Source organism: Achromobacter animicus (assembly GCF_902859585.1).
GTDB classification, from domain to species: Bacteria; Pseudomonadota; Gammaproteobacteria; order Burkholderiales; family Burkholderiaceae_B; genus Achromobacter; species Achromobacter animicus.
In genome coordinates this window covers 299,930-316,710 of the sequence record NZ_CADIJM010000002.1, presented here as the reverse complement: position 1 = coordinate 316,710, position 16,781 = coordinate 299,930, and the positions used below count along the sequence as shown (strand labels likewise).

Annotated in this window: 14 protein-coding genes; 6 read left to right on the top strand and 8 right to left on the bottom strand. The window is 66.9% G+C overall.

What is annotated here, in order from left to right; all coding sequences use genetic code 11:
* Positions 1 to 10: 10 nt before the first annotated feature.
* Positions 11 to 1,132 (bottom strand): DUF1254 domain-containing protein, encoded by a 1,122-nt coding sequence (locus tag HV681_RS06270; RefSeq protein WP_175122263.1) that lies wholly within the window; start codon positions 1,130 to 1,132, stop codon positions 11 to 13.
* A gap of 150 nt (positions 1,133 to 1,282) precedes the next feature.
* Here HV681_RS06270 and HV681_RS06265 point away from each other — a divergent pair, with 150 nt between their 5' ends.
* On the top strand, positions 1,283 to 1,870 hold the full coding sequence (locus tag HV681_RS06265; protein WP_175122262.1) for a hypothetical protein: 588 nt from the start codon (positions 1,283 to 1,285) through the stop codon (positions 1,868 to 1,870).
* A gap of 15 nt (positions 1,871 to 1,885) precedes the next feature.
* Here HV681_RS06265 and HV681_RS06260 read toward each other — a convergent pair whose 3' ends face one another.
* The gene (locus tag HV681_RS06260; protein WP_175122261.1) at positions 1,886 to 2,443 is read right to left on the bottom strand and encodes an ureidoglycolate lyase; all 558 of its coding nucleotides are present in this window, start codon (positions 2,441 to 2,443) and stop codon (positions 1,886 to 1,888) included.
* Positions 2,440 to 2,673 carry an Arm DNA-binding domain-containing protein gene (locus tag HV681_RS06255; protein WP_175122260.1) on the bottom strand — a complete coding sequence of 78 codons (234 nt, stop codon included), beginning with the start codon at positions 2,671 to 2,673 and terminating at the stop codon, positions 2,440 to 2,442. Before HV681_RS06255 ends, HV681_RS06260 begins: the two co-directional genes overlap by 4 nt.
* 105 nt (positions 2,674 to 2,778) lie before the next feature.
* On the opposite strand from HV681_RS06255, the gene HV681_RS06250 reads away from it, so the two are divergent.
* Positions 2,779 to 3,159 (top strand): cupin domain-containing protein, encoded by a 381-nt coding sequence (locus tag HV681_RS06250; protein WP_175122259.1) that lies wholly within the window; start codon positions 2,779 to 2,781, stop codon positions 3,157 to 3,159.
* 14 nt (positions 3,160 to 3,173) lie between these two features.
* On the opposite strand, the gene HV681_RS06245 is transcribed toward HV681_RS06250, so the two are convergent.
* Positions 3,174 to 4,415, bottom strand: coding sequence for an MFS transporter (locus HV681_RS06245; protein WP_175122258.1), 1,242 nt, complete (start codon positions 4,413 to 4,415; stop codon positions 3,174 to 3,176).
* 363 nt (positions 4,416 to 4,778) lie between these two features.
* Between HV681_RS06245 and HV681_RS06240 the strand changes: the two genes are divergently transcribed.
* Both HV681_RS06240 and HV681_RS06235 read left to right on the top strand, forming a co-directional pair.
* Entirely contained in the window at positions 4,779 to 7,955 is a 3,177-nt protein-coding gene (locus tag HV681_RS06240; protein WP_254594896.1) for a WG repeat-containing protein, read from the top strand.
* Between the two features lie 2 nt (positions 7,956 to 7,957).
* Positions 7,958 to 10,855 carry a WG repeat-containing protein gene (locus tag HV681_RS06235; RefSeq protein WP_175122257.1) on the top strand — a complete coding sequence of 966 codons (2,898 nt, stop codon included), beginning with the start codon at positions 7,958 to 7,960 and terminating at the stop codon, positions 10,853 to 10,855.
* Here the strand turns inward: HV681_RS06235 and HV681_RS06230 are convergent.
* Positions 10,849 to 11,709 carry an isocitrate lyase/PEP mutase family protein gene (locus HV681_RS06230; protein ID WP_175122256.1) on the bottom strand — a complete coding sequence of 287 codons (861 nt, stop codon included), beginning with the start codon at positions 11,707 to 11,709 and terminating at the stop codon, positions 10,849 to 10,851. The genes HV681_RS06235 and HV681_RS06230 overlap by 7 nt on opposite strands.
* 106 nt (positions 11,710 to 11,815) lie before the next feature.
* Between HV681_RS06230 and HV681_RS06225 the strand changes: the two genes are divergently transcribed.
* Positions 11,816 to 12,703 carry a LysR family transcriptional regulator gene (locus HV681_RS06225; RefSeq protein ID WP_175122255.1) on the top strand — a complete coding sequence of 296 codons (888 nt, stop codon included), beginning with the start codon at positions 11,816 to 11,818 and terminating at the stop codon, positions 12,701 to 12,703.
* 3 nt (positions 12,704 to 12,706) lie between these two features.
* Here HV681_RS06225 and HV681_RS06220 read toward each other — a convergent pair whose 3' ends face one another.
* The 3 genes from HV681_RS06220 to HV681_RS06210 all read right to left on the bottom strand — a co-directional run bounded on the left by HV681_RS06220 (position 12,707) and on the right by HV681_RS06210 (position 15,228).
* On the bottom strand, positions 12,707 to 13,522 hold the full coding sequence (locus HV681_RS06220) for a siderophore-interacting protein (RefSeq protein WP_175122254.1): 816 nt from the start codon (positions 13,520 to 13,522) through the stop codon (positions 12,707 to 12,709).
* A gap of 26 nt (positions 13,523 to 13,548) precedes the next feature.
* Complete coding sequence (locus tag HV681_RS06215) at positions 13,549 to 14,244, bottom strand: PadR family transcriptional regulator (RefSeq protein ID WP_254594895.1); 696 nt, start codon at positions 14,242 to 14,244, stop codon at positions 13,549 to 13,551.
* Between the two features lie 105 nt (positions 14,245 to 14,349).
* Positions 14,350 to 15,228: a helix-turn-helix transcriptional regulator gene (locus tag HV681_RS06210; RefSeq protein ID WP_175122253.1), complete on the bottom strand. Its 879-nt coding sequence runs from the start codon at positions 15,226 to 15,228 to the stop codon at positions 14,350 to 14,352.
* A gap of 96 nt (positions 15,229 to 15,324) precedes the next feature.
* Between HV681_RS06210 and HV681_RS06205 the strand changes: the two genes are divergently transcribed.
* Positions 15,325 to 16,776, top strand: a complete 1,452-nt coding sequence (locus tag HV681_RS06205; RefSeq protein WP_175122252.1) for an MFS transporter — start codon at positions 15,325 to 15,327, stop codon at positions 16,774 to 16,776.
* Positions 16,777 to 16,781 lie beyond the last annotated feature (5 nt).

Here is a 16,781-nt window from a genome sequence, read left to right as displayed (position 1 = left end):
CGGTGCGCACCTAACGCGTTGGAGGCTGGGCTTTGGGTGGCGCCTTGGATGGCGCCTTGGCCGCACTCATGCCGCCAAACGCAAACAGCCCCATCTGCGCGCCGGTCGCCCGCGTCAGGTAGTTGTTCTTGAGTGCCTCCCTGCCGCCGAACAGTGCATCGGTGTTGGCGCCCTGCGCCGCGCGGTTCTTGTCGATGTCGTTCTGTCCGTCGTGCATGCCTTCTTGCAGCGCGCGCCGCAAGGCTGGGTTCAACGACGCCGTGTCGTAGGCATCGCCAGGCCGCAGGCCCAGGCTGGCCATGCGCTCGCGCAGCATCGTCTCGGACTTGTGCGCGGGCGCGAACCGCAGCAGGAAGGCCAGCTCGTCGTAGAACTCGAGCGACGAATACATCTGCGCGCGCGGTACGGGCGCCATCCATTCAACCTTGGCGGGCGCCGCAGGCGCGGAACGGTTGCGGAACGCCGACAGGGGCTGGACCTTCAAGCGTGACTGGATGCGCTTGGCGTTGTCCTGGTCGGCGGGATTGAAGCGCTGCGTGCGGGCGACCAGCGTGGCAAGCTCCGTCTCGGCGCGAATCACCTTGGTGATGCCCGCGGGGGTCTTGCCCTTCCAGGAAGGACCCGCCACCAGGAACACGCCGCCGCCCAGGCCACGCGAACCCAGGTCGCCGATGTGGTGCATATACAGGTCCATCACCTGCAGCGAGGCGTCGCGCTGCTTTTCCACGCGAGGCACGGTGACGACGACGGGCTCGGCGCGCAAGTCCAGGGCCGCGTACGAATACAGATAGGCGGGATCCAGCCCGGCCGCCGCAGCGGCGGCAGTGCCCATCGGGTTGATGGTGTTCAGCGGCCCTTTGTATTGCGCGCCGTTCTTGTCGATGCTGTATGCATACATGGCCTGGTAACTGGCGACCATGGGCGCGCCGTACAGGTAGGATTCGCGGGCGATGGTGCGCGCGTGTTGTGCCGAGACGCCTTCAATGCCGACCCACTGCGAGCCGGAAGCGGCGTCGGGTGACCTGAAGGTGCAGCCGGCCATGGCGCCCGCCAATGCGATGGCGGCAACGAGACCGATGAACGGACGGCAGGTGGCGCGGCGAAATGCGGTGCTAATCTGGCGGTGGCGCATTCAGGGCTCCGGCATGACGGGATGGCGCGGGCGCCCGGTGACGGCGGCGTGTAATGCGCCAGGCTCGAATTCCGGGGGATTCTGGCATATTTCCCCCGCATATCAAAGAATCGGCGCACCTTGCCGACGCAACAGGAAAGACACAGCAGCATGGCAGCGCAAGACCCCAGCATGACCGGCCCGGACGGAGAGGCTTTCAACATTCGCGCGTCGTCGTACTTCGTGCTGCAGGCCGAGCACCCCTGCGCGGCCTGCAGCAAACTGACGCGTGTGGCGGCGCTGGCCGTGCCGCCCGGTCATGAAAGCACCGAGGGTGAACTGGAGCTGGATGAAGACGACGCCGACAGCCCCGGCCTGGATCCGCAGGCGTTTCGGGACTGGCTGTTCGGGCCGGCGCAATGGCAGGCGATGCCCGGCCCGGCGATGATCTCGTCGACCCGGGCGCTCGCCCCCGAGGTGGCGCAAACCCTGCGCACGATTGCGCCGTTCTACCGCGAAAACCCGGCACGATCCGGCGAATGGTCCAACTTTTGCGAGCATTGCGAGCAGCCGGTCTGGGACGGCGCGCTGTACCCGACGCCCGGCCAGCCCTTCTGCCCTCGGGATGCCGACGCGGCAGCGCGGATATCCGCGCAACGGATCGATGCACCGTTTGCCGCCTTCTTCGGCATGTGCTGGACGGACAGCTACCGCAACAAGTGGCCCCTGTTCGCGCGCCTGGGCTACGAATGCAACTAAGCGGAATGACCCTTCTCAGGCGCTTTGCAGCAGATCCTGAGGCACTTCCAGCTGACGCGCGGGAATGGCGGTGATGGCGCTTTCGGTGGCGTTGGCGTCCGTGGTCAGATGCTGGATCAGATCAACCGTCGTGGATCGACGCGTCAGCATCATGCAGGTCACCTCATCGCCCGCCACCCGGGTGGCGTGCCAGCAGCCCGGCCGCATGCACACGCCCTGCCCCTGCGCCACATGAAAGGCCGCCAGCGTGGACAGGTCAGGCGTGCCGTCGGCGGCGCTGCGCGCCACGATCTGGATGATGCTTCCGGTCAGCGGAACGATTGCCTGCTGCGTCAGCAGATGCTTTTCAAGGCTGGCGACCTCAAGCGATTGGCTGCGGTAATTGACCCACAGCAGTTCGGCATCGCCGCCGGCGCCGGTGTTGAACTGGTGTTCGTGCCAGAAGTCGGTGGCCGGGTGCGTGTACAACGGAACGCCGTTGCCGTCCGGCATAGGCTTGCCCAGCATCCACCCGTAGGCGTTGAAGGCATCAGGCGACAGATCGTGGATTTCAAGCTGCGTGTTGCTCGTCATGCGGGACCCTGTGATGGCTTAGCGCCGCGTTTGGGGAATTCGGCGTCGTAGTCGAAGTCCCCGCGCGCTATGGCCTCCAGGATGGCAACGCGCCGGTCGGCAGCGCGCTTGAGGTTGGCGGCGGTGGGCTTGACCCGGATACGCTCGACACAATGCCGGCCGTCGTGGAAGAACCCGATCTCGATGGACGATTCGGACGCGGGGCGCACCCCTTCGAATCCCTTGCTCATCGCATGCTCTCCCTGTTGCCGATGGCAGACATGATAAACGCAACGATGTGACAGGCTGCGCGCTGACATACACTGCCCTGATCCCCACACCCGAGGACCCGCAACATGGCTATCGACCTGACGTCGCACTATGTGTACCTGGACGCCTCCGGCGCCGCCGCCACCTTGACGGGCGGCGACGAGTTCTGGTCCCAATCCCCGGTAGACCTCGAACAATACGGGCGCGGCTGGCTGGTGTCCGAATACGAGTTCGCCGCGGACTGGCCGCAATGGGAGATGCACCCCGGCGCCGACGAGATAGTGCGCCTGATGGCCGGCGCGGCCGAGCTGCACCTGGAATGGCCCACCGGCATCCAGGTGGTGAAGATGCTGGCCGGCGACGCCTACGTCATCCCCAAAGGGGCATGGCATACGGTCAAGGTCATGGAGCCTTGCCGCATGCTGCACATCACCATGGGCGCGGGCACGCAGCACCGGCTTGCGTAGCCGCATCCCGCTGGTTATCCCGCCGCGCCCGCTGGCCGTGCGCGCTGGATCTCGCGGTCGTCGATCGGCCAGTGCAAGGCGGCCGACAGCACGCCCAGCGCCATCGCGCCCAGCCAGATCAGGTCGTAGGATCGTGTGGCCTCGAACACCACGCCGCCCAGCCACACCCCCAGGAACGAGCCGACCTGATGGCCAAAGAACACGAAGCCGAAGAGCGTCGTGATATAGCGCACGCCGAACACCTGCGAGATGAGCCCATTGGTGAGCGGCACCGTGCCCAGCCACACAAACCCCATCACGGCAGCGAAAGCATAGACCGACCACGTGGATAGCGGCACGAGCACGAAGAGTGCAATCGCCGCGGTCCGCACCAGGTAGATGCCCGCGAGCAGATACTTGCGCCGATGATGCGCGCCAAGGATGCCGCAGACGTACGTGCCCATGACGTTGGTGAGCGCAATAATGGCCAGCGCCGCCACCGCGTCCGACGCGCGCAGGCCCTTGTCCATCAGGTAGGCGGGCAGGTGCGTGCCGATGAACGCCAGCTGGAAACCGCACGCCAGAAATCCCAGATTCAGCAGCCAGAAACCGGGGCGTGTGAAGGCCTCGCGGATGGCGTCAGACAGCGACAGGTTCGCGTCGGGCGCGGCCGCATCGCGCACGCGGTTCGCGGGCTCGCGCAGCGGAAACGCCAGCGGCAGCAAGATCATCAGCACCATCGCGAACACCAGCAACGCCGCGACCCAGCCCCAGCCGCCGATCAGCCATTGCGCCGCCGGCACCATCGTGAACTGTCCCAGGCCGCCAACCGCTCCCGCCACGCCCAACGCCCAGCTCCGGCGCTCCGGCGGCACCAGACGGCTAAGCGCGCCGTAGATGGCTGCGAATGCCGTGCCGGACAACGCGATGCCGATGCACACGCCCGCCGTCCACATGAAGGCGGCGGGCGTCGTGGCATGAGCCATGCCGGCAAGGCCCAGCGCGTAGAACACCAACCCGCCGGCAATCACCTTGGCCGAGCCATAGCGGTCGGCAATCATGCCGGTGAAGGGCTGCACGATGCCCCACGTCAGGTTCTGCACGGCCAGGGCGATGGCGAAGGTCTCGCGGCTCCAGCCCCTGTCCATCGTGACGGGCAGGAGAAACAGGCCCTGCACATGGCGCACGCCCAGGGCAAGGCCCATGACGACGCCGCCGGCGAGGACCAGCAGCCAAAGCTGGGATGCGTCCAATGAAGGTTTTTGGGGGGTGGACATGGCGAACCTCTCGCAGGGAACGTCGCCCCCGTCCGGGCGGGCAGTGGATGTATTACAGAACTGACGCGCGGGCGATTCAACCGATTAATTTTTGTCCGCTGCATGCGCGGGAGGAATGTGTATTGGCGAGAGTCAAGCCCTCCGGACCTGAAGCGACGACGCTTGAAGGGAAAATGTCTCTTCACAGCAAGTGACATCTAAATATGCCTGACTTGCGAACCATTAGCCGAAATTAGCCACATTTCAGATCAAAGAGCCAGAGGTGTTAACGCTTCGTCCGCAATAGTTACATCTGTCGATCCGTCCCCGGGTACCCCTGGTTACAGTGCTGCCTTCCCAATCATTCGGCAGGCATCGAATCATGTGGCACGCCCGGTCTGGCTCTTTCATTTCCGCGGTCTTGCGCCGCGCCTGCAAGCCATGACGGCGGCGCCCTTCTTCAAGCCCTTGGCGCTGGTCGTGGCGCTGGCCGGGATGACGCTGCTGGCGCCTGGCAACGCGCAGGCGCGGCCTGACTGGACGCAGCAGTGCTCCTACAGCAGCTATGGCGAAGGCGCGGGGACCATGTGCCACCAGCCTTACCAGGAAGGCCTAGCCGCGGTGCTCGTGGGCACCGCCGATGGCGAATCTGCGGCGTGGGGCTACATCGACAAGCAGGGAGTGATGTCGATTACGCCTGCGTATTCGGACGCCCGGTCCTTCCAGAATGGGCTGGCCGCCGTCAGCCAGGATGAACGCTGGGGTTACATCGACAAGCGTGGACGCTGGGTCATCGAGCCGCGCTTTTCGGAAGCCACCGGCTTCAATGCCGAAGGTACGGCGCTGGCCGAGGAAGACGGCCGGGACGTGCTGATCGACCGCCAGGGCAAGGTCGTGAAGACCTTTCCGCTGGGCACGCGCACGGGCGGGTTCCAGTCCGGCCAAAAGCTCGCGGCGATGGAGATCCCTACCCCGCCGCGCCTATTCAACACCGCAACCGGAAAACCGGCCACGCTGCCCGACGGCGTGATGGCGCTGGCCGAACCGACGGGCGACTATCTGCCGGCGCAATCGCGCGACTCGCGCTACGGCGGCTGGTGGGGATTGCTGGACCAAAGCGGCGCATGGGCGATCAGTCCGCAGGTGCTGCGCTCGCTCGCCCCGCCGCTGCGCGATGGCGACGTGCTGGCTGTTAACCGCGAACGCGCTTGGGAATTCGTGGATGCACGCGGCGAACCGCTGTCTGAACAGCGCTACGAACGCGTCGAATTGCTGGCGCCGGGCGTCTGGCTGGCGCGCCACGCCGAGGGCGGTTCGGTGCTGTTGGACAGCAAGCTTGAGACCCTGCACGCGTTCAAGAGCGACTATCTGGGCGTGCAGCGCCGCGACGGCTGGGGCTTTACCGCCGAACCCGGCATGACGCTGCTGATCGATCCCGCAGGCAGCGTGCAGCTGCTCGCCCTGCGCAACGGCGACGTCAAGATTCATCAGGGACGCGCATGGGTGTATGGCGTGCCTGTCTCTTTGGCAGGCGCTACGGGCGCCGGCATGGACGCCGCCCGTGACGACATGAGCGCGGAAGACGAGGCCGCGGCGGCTGCGGCGGGTGCAGCCGTGCAGGCCGCGTCGCAAGCGGAAACCGCAGCCGCGATCCAGGATCCGCCGGTCGCCGCTGACGCGGCGGACGCCGCGAAGGAGGCGACCTACGCGGACGCAGCCCCAACCCCCGCAACGCCGTCAGAAGCGACCGCAGACGCTGCCATGGACGCGGCAATGGACGCCGCCAGCGACACCGCCACCGCAGCCGCAGCCGCAGCCGCCGTGCAAAGCAGCGTCAACGCCGTCGCGGACGACGAGACGCTGCATCAAATCTACAACCCCGACGGCCTGGGCATCCTTGACGAAACCACCGTCGCCAAGCTGCGCGGCTACGACATCAGCGAGTTCCACTACGCACGCAAGTCGGCCGCCGATGCCGCTGCGCCGCTGGCCCTCCTGCGACCCAGCGAATATGACCAGCCGCTCGGCATCCTGACGGCGGCGGGCGATATCGTCACGAATCCAGACTGGGCAAACATCGACACCTACGACGTCACGCTGCCGATCGTGGCGCGTTCAAAGGCCGATCGGGCCGGCGCGGTCGGCGCGATCGGCGCGGACGGCACGTGGGCCATCGAGCCCCAGTACAGCGAAATGCGCCCCTTCAAAGGCCCCTACACCTGGGCCCGCACGAAGGACATGCTGCGCGGCGATGCGCTGCTCATCGACACCCGCGGCCAGACGGTGGCCGTTCCCGCGAACGTGCTGGAAGACACATCGCGCCTCGACGGCGAACTGCTGCAATACCGCGCGGTGAACGAAAACCGCCAGCGCCGCATGGGCCTGTGGAACGTGCGCAAGGGTGCGCCCGTGCTCAAGCCGGCCTTCGATGAAGTCCAGGAGTTCGAGGACGACTGGGCCAAGGTGCGGGACAAGAATCGCTGGGGCGTGGTCAACCGTGAGGGGCAGTGGGTAGTGCCTGCCCGCTATAACGGCGCCTACGACCTGGAATACCTGGGTAACGGCATGATGCTGGCCGAAGCGCCCGAAGACACGCGCAAGCGCGGCGGCTACACCGAACGCGCCTATCGCGTCATCAACCTGCGCACCGGCAAGGCAAGCGAGCCGGTAGTAGGCAAGCCGCAGAAGCTGAAGGATGGTCGCTTTCTGGGCGAACTGGCCGACGCGAGCGCCGTGTTGTTCGACGCGCAAGGCGGCGCGATTCGTGTCTCCGACGGCCGTCCCGAAGACAAGCAGCAGTACGGCGACTGGCTTTACATCAAGTTCGACGAGCGCGAAGGCGCCATCGACGCGCGCGGCAACATGAAGGTGCCGGCGCGCTATGGAGAATTCAATCCCTTCTTCACCCAGCCCGAAGGCCTGGCGCGCGCCAATAGCGGCGCGGGCTATCGCGTGATTGACCAGACCGGCAAGACGATGCTGGAAAAATGGGGCGATGGCATGCCGCTGGCTTCGATGCAGCGCGTCGTATTCAACGACGACGAGGGCTCGTCCAGCATCCTGGTGGACCTGCAAGGACGCGAGATCGCGCGCCTGCCGGGCCGCCACGCCGTCGACTATGACAAAGCCAGCGAAGGCGTCGTGCCTTACAGCGATGGCGACAACAAGTACGGCTTCATCGACGCAAACGGCAAGCGCGTCGTGGGCGCGCACTTCAATCAGCTTGGCCCCTTGAAGGACGGCCTGGCGCGGGCCCGCCGCCTGGAACGCACCGGCAAGCTGTTCGGGTACGTCGACCTGACCGGACGCTATGCGATTGCGCCGGCGTTCACGTGGGCCGACAACTTTCACGAAGGCCGCGCGCTGGTCCGCCGAAATCGGCTGATCGAGTACATCGACACCAAGGGCAACACGACCGCGCTGTTCGGCGTGCTGTGCGACACGATGGTGATCGTGGATGCGAAGGACCAGCAGAGCTGGCCGCCCCAGAAGCTCACCTGCCCCGAGGCCACCGGCGTCAAACCGCCCGTCGCCGAGACCGCCAACGCCAACGCAGAATGATCATGACGTCACGCGTGCTACGAACCACCCGCCTTGCCTGCGCCCTGGCCGCGCTAGGCGTATCCCTGTCCGCCCAGGCGCAGAACGGCTATATACAGTCGATGCACCTGTATTGCATGAGCGATGCGGAGTACCAGGCCTATCCGGCAGCCGACGACATTTCCTCGCGCAACCCCTTCGGCAACGGCTGCATCCGGGACCTGCACGACGGCCGCGCCGCGGTGCTGCTGCCGTCCGCCATCGAGAACATCGACCGCGTACCGCACGACAACTCGCTGCGCCGCCACGCCTGGGGTTTTCTGGACCAGAACGGCCGCGTCGCGATCGAGCCGATCTTCGAGGCGGTTGGCGACTTCCGCCACGGGCTGGCCGCGGTGCGTTGGCAAGGCAAGTGGGGATACATCGACCGCAATGGCCGCATGGCCGTTCCGCCGCGCTTTGACGCAGTGCAGGATTTTGTCGAGATCGGACTGGCAGTTGTGACGCTGGACGGCAAGCCGCTGCTGATCGATCGCCACGGCAATCCTGCGGGCGAACCGTTCGAGGACGTGGTGCGCGCGGTGCGCCTGTACGACGGCGTGCCCGCGCGCGCCACGGTCCAGTACAAGGAGGAATACCGCTCGGCCAAGGGCGAGCGGCGCTACGGCGGAACCGGCGTCGTGATCACGCGGCCGCTGGGCGACAAGGGCCTGTACATCGCCACCAACGGCGAGTCCAAGTACGGCGTGGTGGACAAGGACTGGAACTGGGTAGTGGAACCGGTGCTGGACGACATCTACGCGCAGGACAGCGGCAACCTGGCCACCGGCTATGGCCCTGACGGTTCGGTGCTGGTGACGGCGGACGGCAAACTGATCGGCGCGGACCAGCAATACGAAAGCATGAACCCCGTGGGCAAGGCTTTCTACAGCGCAGCGCTGCCGCGCCGGGCGGGGTTTGCGGTGCTGGACCGCGACGGCGCGGTGATTGCGACGCTGACGGACGCGGAAGGCCACGCATCCCAACGCTTTGCCGACACCATCGTGTACCCGTCCGGCGAAAACCTCGTGGCGCTGGTGCCGGGGCGCCCGCAGCCCCTGACGCTGGGCAAGGGCCTGTCGGCCGGCGACGAAAGCGAAGGCTATGTGATGTTCGTGGACGGCGCCAGCCGCACCGCGGGCGTACTGACGCCCACGGGCGCGTGGGTGCACGGCGACGCGGCGCCCGCGTGGCTGGCGGACGCCCGCCGCATGGAAACGCGCGAAGGCAATCTGTGGTTGTCCGACGCGCAAGGCGCGCTGCTCAACGTGCTGGACAAGAACGGCAAGGCGCTCCTCAAGCCCGAGATAGTGAAGACGCTTCAGAACCAGCAGCTTCAGTCACTGCCGGCCGGCGTGCCTGGCGCGCCGCTGGGCCTGCTGGGTCAAAGCCACTGCCACTGCGACGATGTCCAGGTGGGACTGCTGCTGGCCGACGGCAGCACGGTCACCGATCCGTCGTGGACCGCCGTGACGCCGCTGGACGACGCCGGCGACGGCGCCGATCTCACGGCGGACCAGTTGCGCTATGCGGCCGAGACGGCCGACGGCATGGTGCTGCTGGATGCACGCGGCAAGCCGCTGGACCTGCCCGCGCAGCAGCACATCGGTATGTTCCGCCAGGGCTACGCGCAGGTATATGGCGACGGCGTGGTACGCATGATCGACCGTGCCGGCAAGACGTTCGAACTGCCCGAGAACTTCGATACGCAGGTCGTCGCCCCGGGCGTGGTGCGTTTTTTGAAGACGGCGGCCGACGGCGCGCCGTGGGGCCTGTATGACTTCGTCGCCGGCAAGGAACTGGCCGCGCCGGCGTTCCGCAGCATCGGCGAGTTCCAGAATGGCCAGGCCGTCGCTTCGCTGGGCACGGGGCGCGTCGGCGTCATCGACCTGCAGGGGCAGTGGATCCTGCCGGCCAGCCATCAAGGCGCGGAACGCGTGAACGACACGCTGTGGCGCGTGACGCAGCCGGGTAAGCAAGAGAATGAATACGAACGTCCCGCCGCGGTCTTCAACACCAAGGGCAAGGCGCTGACCGCGTTCATGCGCGGGTTGCAGGTGGGCGATTTTGGAGACGGCTCGGTCAGCGCGGGCAATAGCGAGCGCCGCTGGATCATCTCGCCGGACGGCGAGGACGCGCTGGACATGAAGGACGCCGACTACGTCCGTCTGGGTGACTGGATGGAGATCCGCCGCGCCGACCGTCAGGGTTACCTGAACGCGAAGGGCGCCTGGCAGATCGCGCCGTCGTCCCGTATCGGCACCGCGTTCCAGGGCGCGCCGGCGCGCGCGCTGGCGGCGGACGCGGCGGGCACGCACGTGATGGACGCCAGCGGCAAGATCCTCGCGACCCTGCCCAAGGGCGAATGGAGCTGGCCGTCGCGTTCCGACCTGCTGATCCGCCATTACTCGGCAGACCGCGGCACCATGACGGACTACACCGACCTTTCGGGCAAAACCCGGGTGACGGTCGAAGGCTTTGCGTCCGCGTTTTCGGAGGGACGCGCCGTGACGCAGCTGTCCGGCGGCGGTGCGCGTTGGGTGGATGCCAAGGGTGCGCTGACGGGACCGGCTTTCGACGCGCTGGGTCCGATGCGCGAAGGCCTGGCGCCCGCGAGCGAAGACCGCAGCTACGGCTACGTGAACGGCCAGGGCCAGTTCGTCATTCCAGCCGAGTTCCGGGCCTTGTCGGGCTTTACGGACCAACGCGCGGTGGTGTCCACGGAAGACGATTCGCGCATCATCGACCACGCCGGCCAGATGCTGGCGCAGGTGAAGATGCAATGCGGCATCCGCACGCTGTACGGTGCGGCCGGCCAACGGCTGTGGCCGCTGCGCATGCCGCATGGCTGCAACCGCACGGCGGCGTCTCGCGCCTACTGAGCGTCCAGCGCCAGATAGCGGCGGGTCTGCACGATTTCTTCGCGCTCCGCGAAGCTGGTCAGGCGATCCGCCAGCGCGCTGCTGTCGCCCGTCTGCCGGATGGCCTGGAGCGTGGCCTGCATCGCATGGATCGCCGCGCGCTGCAGGTCCGACGGGATGATCGCCAGGCGATAGCCCATGGCGGCCAGATCCGGCAGCGGCACCAGCGGCGTCTTGCCGCCGTAGAACATGTTGATGAGTTTCAGGCCCGGCAACCGCTCAGCAATGGCGCGGATCTGCGCCAGCGTCTCGGGCGCCTCGACAAAGATCATGTCGGCGCCGGCCTTCAGGTACAGCTCGGCGCGCGCGATGGCGGCGTCAAAGCCTTCGACCGCAATGGCGTCCGTGCGCGCGATGACCAGCGTGTCCGCGTCGGCAAGCGTCTGGCGCGCGATGTGGACCTTGCGGGCCATCTCGGCAGCGTCCACCAGGCTCTTGTCGTCCAGATGGCCGCAGCGCTTGGGAAAGGACTGGTCTTCGATATGGAACGCCGCCACGCCCGCGCGTTCCATCGTGCGCACCGTGCGCTCAACATTGGCCGAGCCGCCGAATCCGGTGTCCGCATCCGCGATCACCGGCAGGCCGCTGGCCTCGACGATCTTTTCAACGCGGTCCATGACTTCGGTAAAGCTGAGCAGTCCGATGTCCGGATAGCCGGCGGCGCGCGCAATGGCGCCGCCGCTGGCGTACACCGCTGGAAACCCGGCCGCGGCGACCAGGCGGGCCGATAGGCCGTCGTATGCGCCGGGCGCCACCACGATGCTGTCGGCAAGGTGTTGGCGCAGTCGCGCGCCAGGGGACGGATTGGCAGTCATGATGGGCGTTCCTTCATTCGGGGATCTGATGCCTGCATGATCGGCGCGCGCCATTAGAATGTCCAATATATTGAAAATTGTTCATCAGTACTTTTTGGATATCAAAATGGAACTGCGCCATTTGCGCTATTTCGTCGTCACTGCCGAAGCCCAGCATTTCACGCGCGCGGCCGAACTGCTGAACATGGCGCAGCCGCCGCTCAGCCAGCAGATCCGCCAGCTTGAACAGGAAGTCGGCACACCGCTGTTTGACCGCATGGGCCGCGGCGTGGCGCTTAACGACGCGGGACGCGCATTCCTGGCGTGCGCCCAGGACATCCTGCAACGCGCGGACGCCGCAGTGCGCACGGCGCAGCGCGCCGCGCGCGGCGAGGTCGGTGAACTGACATTGGGGTTTACCGAATCGGCGTCCTTCAATGGCGTGGTGACCGAGCTGATCCGGCAATATCGCGAGCGCTATCCCGAGGTCGAGATGACGCTGTCTCAGGGGGATAGTGAAACGCTGGTGGCGCAGTTGCGCGACGGTACGATCGACGCCGCGTTCGTGCGTCCGCCTTTCGCGCTTGATGGCGGGTTGGCGTTCACGCAGTTGGTCGAGGAGCCGCTGGTGGTGGCGCTGCCGCTGGGTCATGCGCTGGCGCGCCGCAAGCGCCTCGCCCCAGCCGACCTGCAGCACGAGACCTTCATTCTGTATTCGCGCAAATCGGGCTATGGACTCAGCGCGGACATCATGGCGGCGTGCCGGCAGCACGGGCTGAGTCCGCGCATCGGGCAACAAGCGCCGCAGTTGTCGTCGGCGGTGAACCTGGTGGCGGCAGGCATGGGCGTGGCCATCGTGCCGGCGTCGCTGCGTCACCTGCGGCCGGATGGCGTGGTGTATCGGCCGTTCGCGCTGGAATGGCCGCGCGCGGTGCTGGGGTTGGCTTTGCGCGACACGGCGGGTGGACGGGCAGCGAATCTGCTGGCGCTGGCGCGGACCGCCCGCAAGTCCTGACGCTCAATCGTCGTGCGATTCGTGGACGGCAACCGCGCCGCGCTTCCAGTAGCTGGCCGCGCGAATGCGGCTCTTGTCGATGCCGTGCTGCGCCACCATGATTTCGCGCACGGCTTTTGCCGTGGCCGATTCCGCCGCCACCCACACATAGCCTTCGCCTGACGGCAGCGCCAGTTCGCGCGCCGCTTCCAGCAGCAGCGTGCTGTAGCCGGGCGCCGTTCCGTTGCGATGCAGCCAGCGCACCGATGCCTTCGCGGCCGTTTGCAGCGGGATTTCGTTGTTTGCTCCCGGCACTTCGATCAGCACCAGCGCCTGCGCCGAGGCCGGCAGTTCTTCCAGCCGCCGTGCGATGGCCGGCAATGCGGTCTCGTCGCCGATCAGCACATGCCAGTCGAACGCCGTCGGCACCACAAACGAACCGCGCGGGCCGCCGATGCCCAGTTGCTGGCCAGGCGCGGCTTGTTCGGCCCACGTCGACGCAGGGCCGTCGCCGTGCAGCACGAATTCGATTTCCAGTTCCTGGCGCGCCGTATCGAAGCGGCGCGGCGTGTAGTCGCGCGCCGCGGGCCGGGCCACGCCATCGGGAAACTTGATGCCGTCGGGCCCGGCCGTGGGCAGCACGGGCGGCTGCGAGGGATCGGCGGGAAAGAAGATCTTCACGTGGTCATCAAATGAAGCGGACACGAAATCCTGCAGGTCTTCGCCGGTGAAGGTGACGCGCGCCAGCAGGCCGGCAATGCGTTCGACGCGCGCCACGGTCAGCGTGCGCATCTTGAGGGTGTGGCGCACACGCGCCACGGTCAGGTCGCTTTGAGTCATGGAAACTCCAGTAGGGTGAGACGGGATCACGCGCCGGATTTGCCGGTGATCTCATCGGTCGCACGCGCCAGGATGGCCGCGATGCGTCGTTGTTCTGCAGGCGAGGCGTCGGTACGGTCCAGAAGCGCGCGCTTGAGCGCCTGGCGCGCCTCCACGAACTCCGGCAGCCAGCCGGTGCGGGCGTCCTCGCCTTCCGGGCCGGTGGCGCGCGGCTGGCCGCTCCAGGCCTGGCGCATGTAGTCCATCTTGCGCGCGACATGCTTGAGCTTGTTGAACATCAGCGTCAGGCGGTCGCGGTTGGCGTCCAGATACGCCTTGCCCGGTTCCGCCAGGTGATAGCGCTTCTTGGCGCCCTCTTGCTCGACGGTGGCGTAGCCCAGTTCTTCCAGATACGTCAGCGCGGGGTAGACCATGCCGGGGCTGGGCGTATAGAAACCGTTGCTGAGCGCGCCCAATGCCTTGATGAGTTCGTAGCCGTGGCTGGCGTTCTGTTCCAGCAGTCCGAGCAGCATCAGTTGCAGGTCGTCGCTGGATACTTTGCGGCTGCGAGTGAAGCCGCGTCCGTCGCCGCCGAACCCGTCCGCATCGCCGCGGCCGTCGGAGGAACCGGAAAACCAGTCGCCACCCGCGCTGGCGTGACGCGGGTGGCGGTGACTGGGGTGGTGGTGGCCATGGTGGGGACGCCCATGGTGCGGGTGTTCGCGGAAAGCCGTTTGGCGCATAGGTAGCTCTTACGATATGTCTTACGATAGCTCGTACGATATACCCGCGTTGTCCGTCGCGTCAAATCCCCTGCCAATGTCTTGTGCTGGCGTCCCCTAAAAATCCTACTCCGAGGGCGCCAGCGACACAGCTGGACCCGCCTGCACCCATCGCGCGAAGTCGGCGGCACGGGGTTCATCCGGCGCGGGCGCATAGACCACCAATCGCAAGTGCCGGCTTTCATCGACACTCAAGGTGGCATGCTCGAACGCGATATCGCCCAACGCATCCACATGCAGCGTGCGCAGTCCCATGCACGTGCCATGCACGTCGTGCTCGCGCCACCACGACTGGAATTCGGGCGACACACGTTCCAATTCATCAACCAGTTCAGCGATATCGGACACGCCGGTCGCGCTGGCGAAATCGCGCCGGAACGAGGACAGCATGCGGGACGCCTGCACCGTCCAATCCACAAAGCGTTCACGCATCGCGGGGTCCACGAACAGCATCCAGAGAAGGTTGCGCCGTCCCGGCGCCTGCCCGGAAAAATTGAACACCTTGTCCGCGGCGGCGTTCCACACGACGACGTCCCAACGCAGGTTCAGGATGTAGGCGGGCCGCGCGGGCAGGTCATCCATCAAGCGGCGAACTTGCGCGGGCACGGTGCACCACGTGCGGCCGGTCTCGGCCGGCGGGCGCTGGTGCGCCAGCAGATACAGGTGGCGGCGCTCGGCGTCGTCCAACCGCAGCACGCGCGCCAGGTTTTCGAGAAAGGTGGCCGACACACTGATGTTGCGCCCCTGTTCAAACCACGTGTACCAGGCCAGTCCGACGCCGGCCAGCGCCGCCACTTCCTCGCGGCGCAACCCCGGCGTGCGGCGGCGGCGGCCGGGCGGAAGCCCCAGGTCAGCGGGAGTGAGCCGTTCCCGGCGCAGGCGCAGGAATTCGGACAGGTCGGCCCGGGTGCGGTCCAGACGGCGTGAAATGGCGGGTTCGGTCATGACGGGGTTGCACGGAGTAATAGCATAAACAGCTAAATTGTATAAGGCTAAAGGTCCGCCCAGAATAGCGCCGATCCTGACTTTTTGGACGCTTTCATGTCGACCACTACCCTTCCCGCCACGCCGTCGGCCGCCCCTGCCGACCCCGCTTCGCCACGACTCGGCAAGCTCGGCCTGGCGGTGCTGCTATCCGGCGGCTTCATCACGATCTTCGACCTGTTCGTCGTGAACGTGGCCATCCCCAGCATGCAGGCCACGCTGTCGGCCAGCTTCGCGCAGATCAACTTCATCATCGCCGCCTATGAACTGGCGTATGGCGTGCTGCTCATCGCGGGCAGCCGGTTGGGCGACCGCCATGGCAGGCGACGGCTGTTCATGCTGGGCATGGCGGGCTTTGCGGTGGCGTCCGCGCTGTGCGGCCTGGCGCCCACGCCGGACACGCTGATCGCCGCGCGCATCCTGCAGGGCGCCGCCGCGGCCCTGCTGTTTCCGCAGGTGTATGCGCTGATCCGCGTCAGCTTCGAGGGGCATGCGCGGCGCCGGGCGTTCGGGCTGCTGGGCATGACGCTGGGCCTGGCCGCCATCGCCGGGCAGGTGCTCGGCGGTTGGATCATCCATGCGGATCTGTTCGGGTTGGCGTGGCGTGCCATCTTTCTGATCAATCTGCCGCTGGGGCTGCTGGCGTGCTGGCTTGCCCGGCACATCCCCGAATCCGCCGAGCCCTCGGGCGCGGCGATGGACTGGCCCGGCGCCGCGCTCGTGGGCCTGGGGTTGGCGTTGCTGCTGCTGGCGTTGATCGAAGGCCCCGCCCAGCAATGGCCCGCCTGGACGCTCGCCTGCGGCGGGGCATCGGTGGTTGCGCTGGCAGCCTTCGTGCGGCTGCAGCGCCGGGTCGCCGCGCACGGCGGCGTGCCGCTGGTGGACATGGACTTGCTGGCGCAGCCGCGCTTTGCGGCGGGGTGCCTCGTCGTGATGCTGGTGTTCTCCACCGCCAGCGCCATGTTTCTTTGCTACGCCTTGCTGGTGCAGACGGGCTTTGGCCTGGATGCGTTGACGGCCGGCATGATCTTCGCGCCGGCCAGCGTCGGATTCGTGGCGGGATCGATGGTGGCGCCAAGACTGGTCGCCCGGTACGGCACGCGCGCGATCGCGCTGGCCGCGCTGTTGTACGGCGGGGCGACGGCGGCGCTGATGATGCAAACCGGCATCGGCGGCGCCAGCCTGTCGCCGTGGACGTTGCTGCCTGCGCTGGTGTGGCTGGGCGCGGCGCAAGGCGCGGTCAACACGCCCCTGGTCAACCTGGCGATGGGGCTGGTCGACGACCGCCAGGCCGGCATGGCGGCGGGCGTGGTGTCGACCTTGCAGCAGGTGGGCGCCGCGCTGGGCGTGTCGGCGGCGGGCATGCTGTATGGCGGTTCGCTGGAGGCTTACGCGGAAGCCAGCGCAGCGGAGCGCCATGCGCAGGCGTTTGCGTCGGCCATGCAGTTCAATGTCGCGGCCATTCTGGTGGCGGCCGTCTTGCTGTGGCGGCTGGGCCGTCATCGCTGACGGCC

Excerpts from the sequence above, each read along its gene's own strand:
- HV681_RS06270 (WP_175122263.1), bottom strand. The coding sequence starts at position 1,132 with ATGCGCCACCGCCAGATTAGCACCGCATTTCGCCGCGCCACCTGCCGT.
- HV681_RS06265 (WP_175122262.1), top strand. The coding sequence starts at position 1,283 with ATGGCAGCGCAAGACCCCAGCATGACCGGCCCGGACGGAGAGGCTTTC.
- HV681_RS06260 (WP_175122261.1), bottom strand. The coding sequence starts at position 2,443 with ATGACGAGCAACACGCAGCTTGAAATCCACGATCTGTCGCCTGATGCC.
- HV681_RS06255 (WP_175122260.1), bottom strand. The coding sequence starts at position 2,673 with ATGAGCAAGGGATTCGAAGGGGTGCGCCCCGCGTCCGAATCGTCCATC.
- HV681_RS06250 (WP_175122259.1), top strand. The coding sequence starts at position 2,779 with ATGGCTATCGACCTGACGTCGCACTATGTGTACCTGGACGCCTCCGGC.
- HV681_RS06245 (WP_175122258.1), bottom strand. The coding sequence starts at position 4,415 with ATGTCCACCCCCCAAAAACCTTCATTGGACGCATCCCAGCTTTGGCTG.
- HV681_RS06235 (WP_175122257.1), top strand. The coding sequence starts at position 7,958 with ATGACGTCACGCGTGCTACGAACCACCCGCCTTGCCTGCGCCCTGGCC.
- HV681_RS06230 (WP_175122256.1), bottom strand. The coding sequence starts at position 11,709 with ATGACTGCCAATCCGTCCCCTGGCGCGCGACTGCGCCAACACCTTGCC.
- HV681_RS06225 (WP_175122255.1), top strand. The coding sequence starts at position 11,816 with ATGGAACTGCGCCATTTGCGCTATTTCGTCGTCACTGCCGAAGCCCAG.
- HV681_RS06220 (WP_175122254.1), bottom strand. The coding sequence starts at position 13,522 with ATGACTCAAAGCGACCTGACCGTGGCGCGTGTGCGCCACACCCTCAAG.
- HV681_RS06215 (WP_254594895.1), bottom strand. The coding sequence starts at position 14,244 with ATGCGCCAAACGGCTTTCCGCGAACACCCGCACCATGGGCGTCCCCAC.
- HV681_RS06210 (WP_175122253.1), bottom strand. The coding sequence starts at position 15,228 with ATGACCGAACCCGCCATTTCACGCCGTCTGGACCGCACCCGGGCCGAC.
- HV681_RS06205 (WP_175122252.1), top strand. The coding sequence starts at position 15,325 with ATGTCGACCACTACCCTTCCCGCCACGCCGTCGGCCGCCCCTGCCGAC.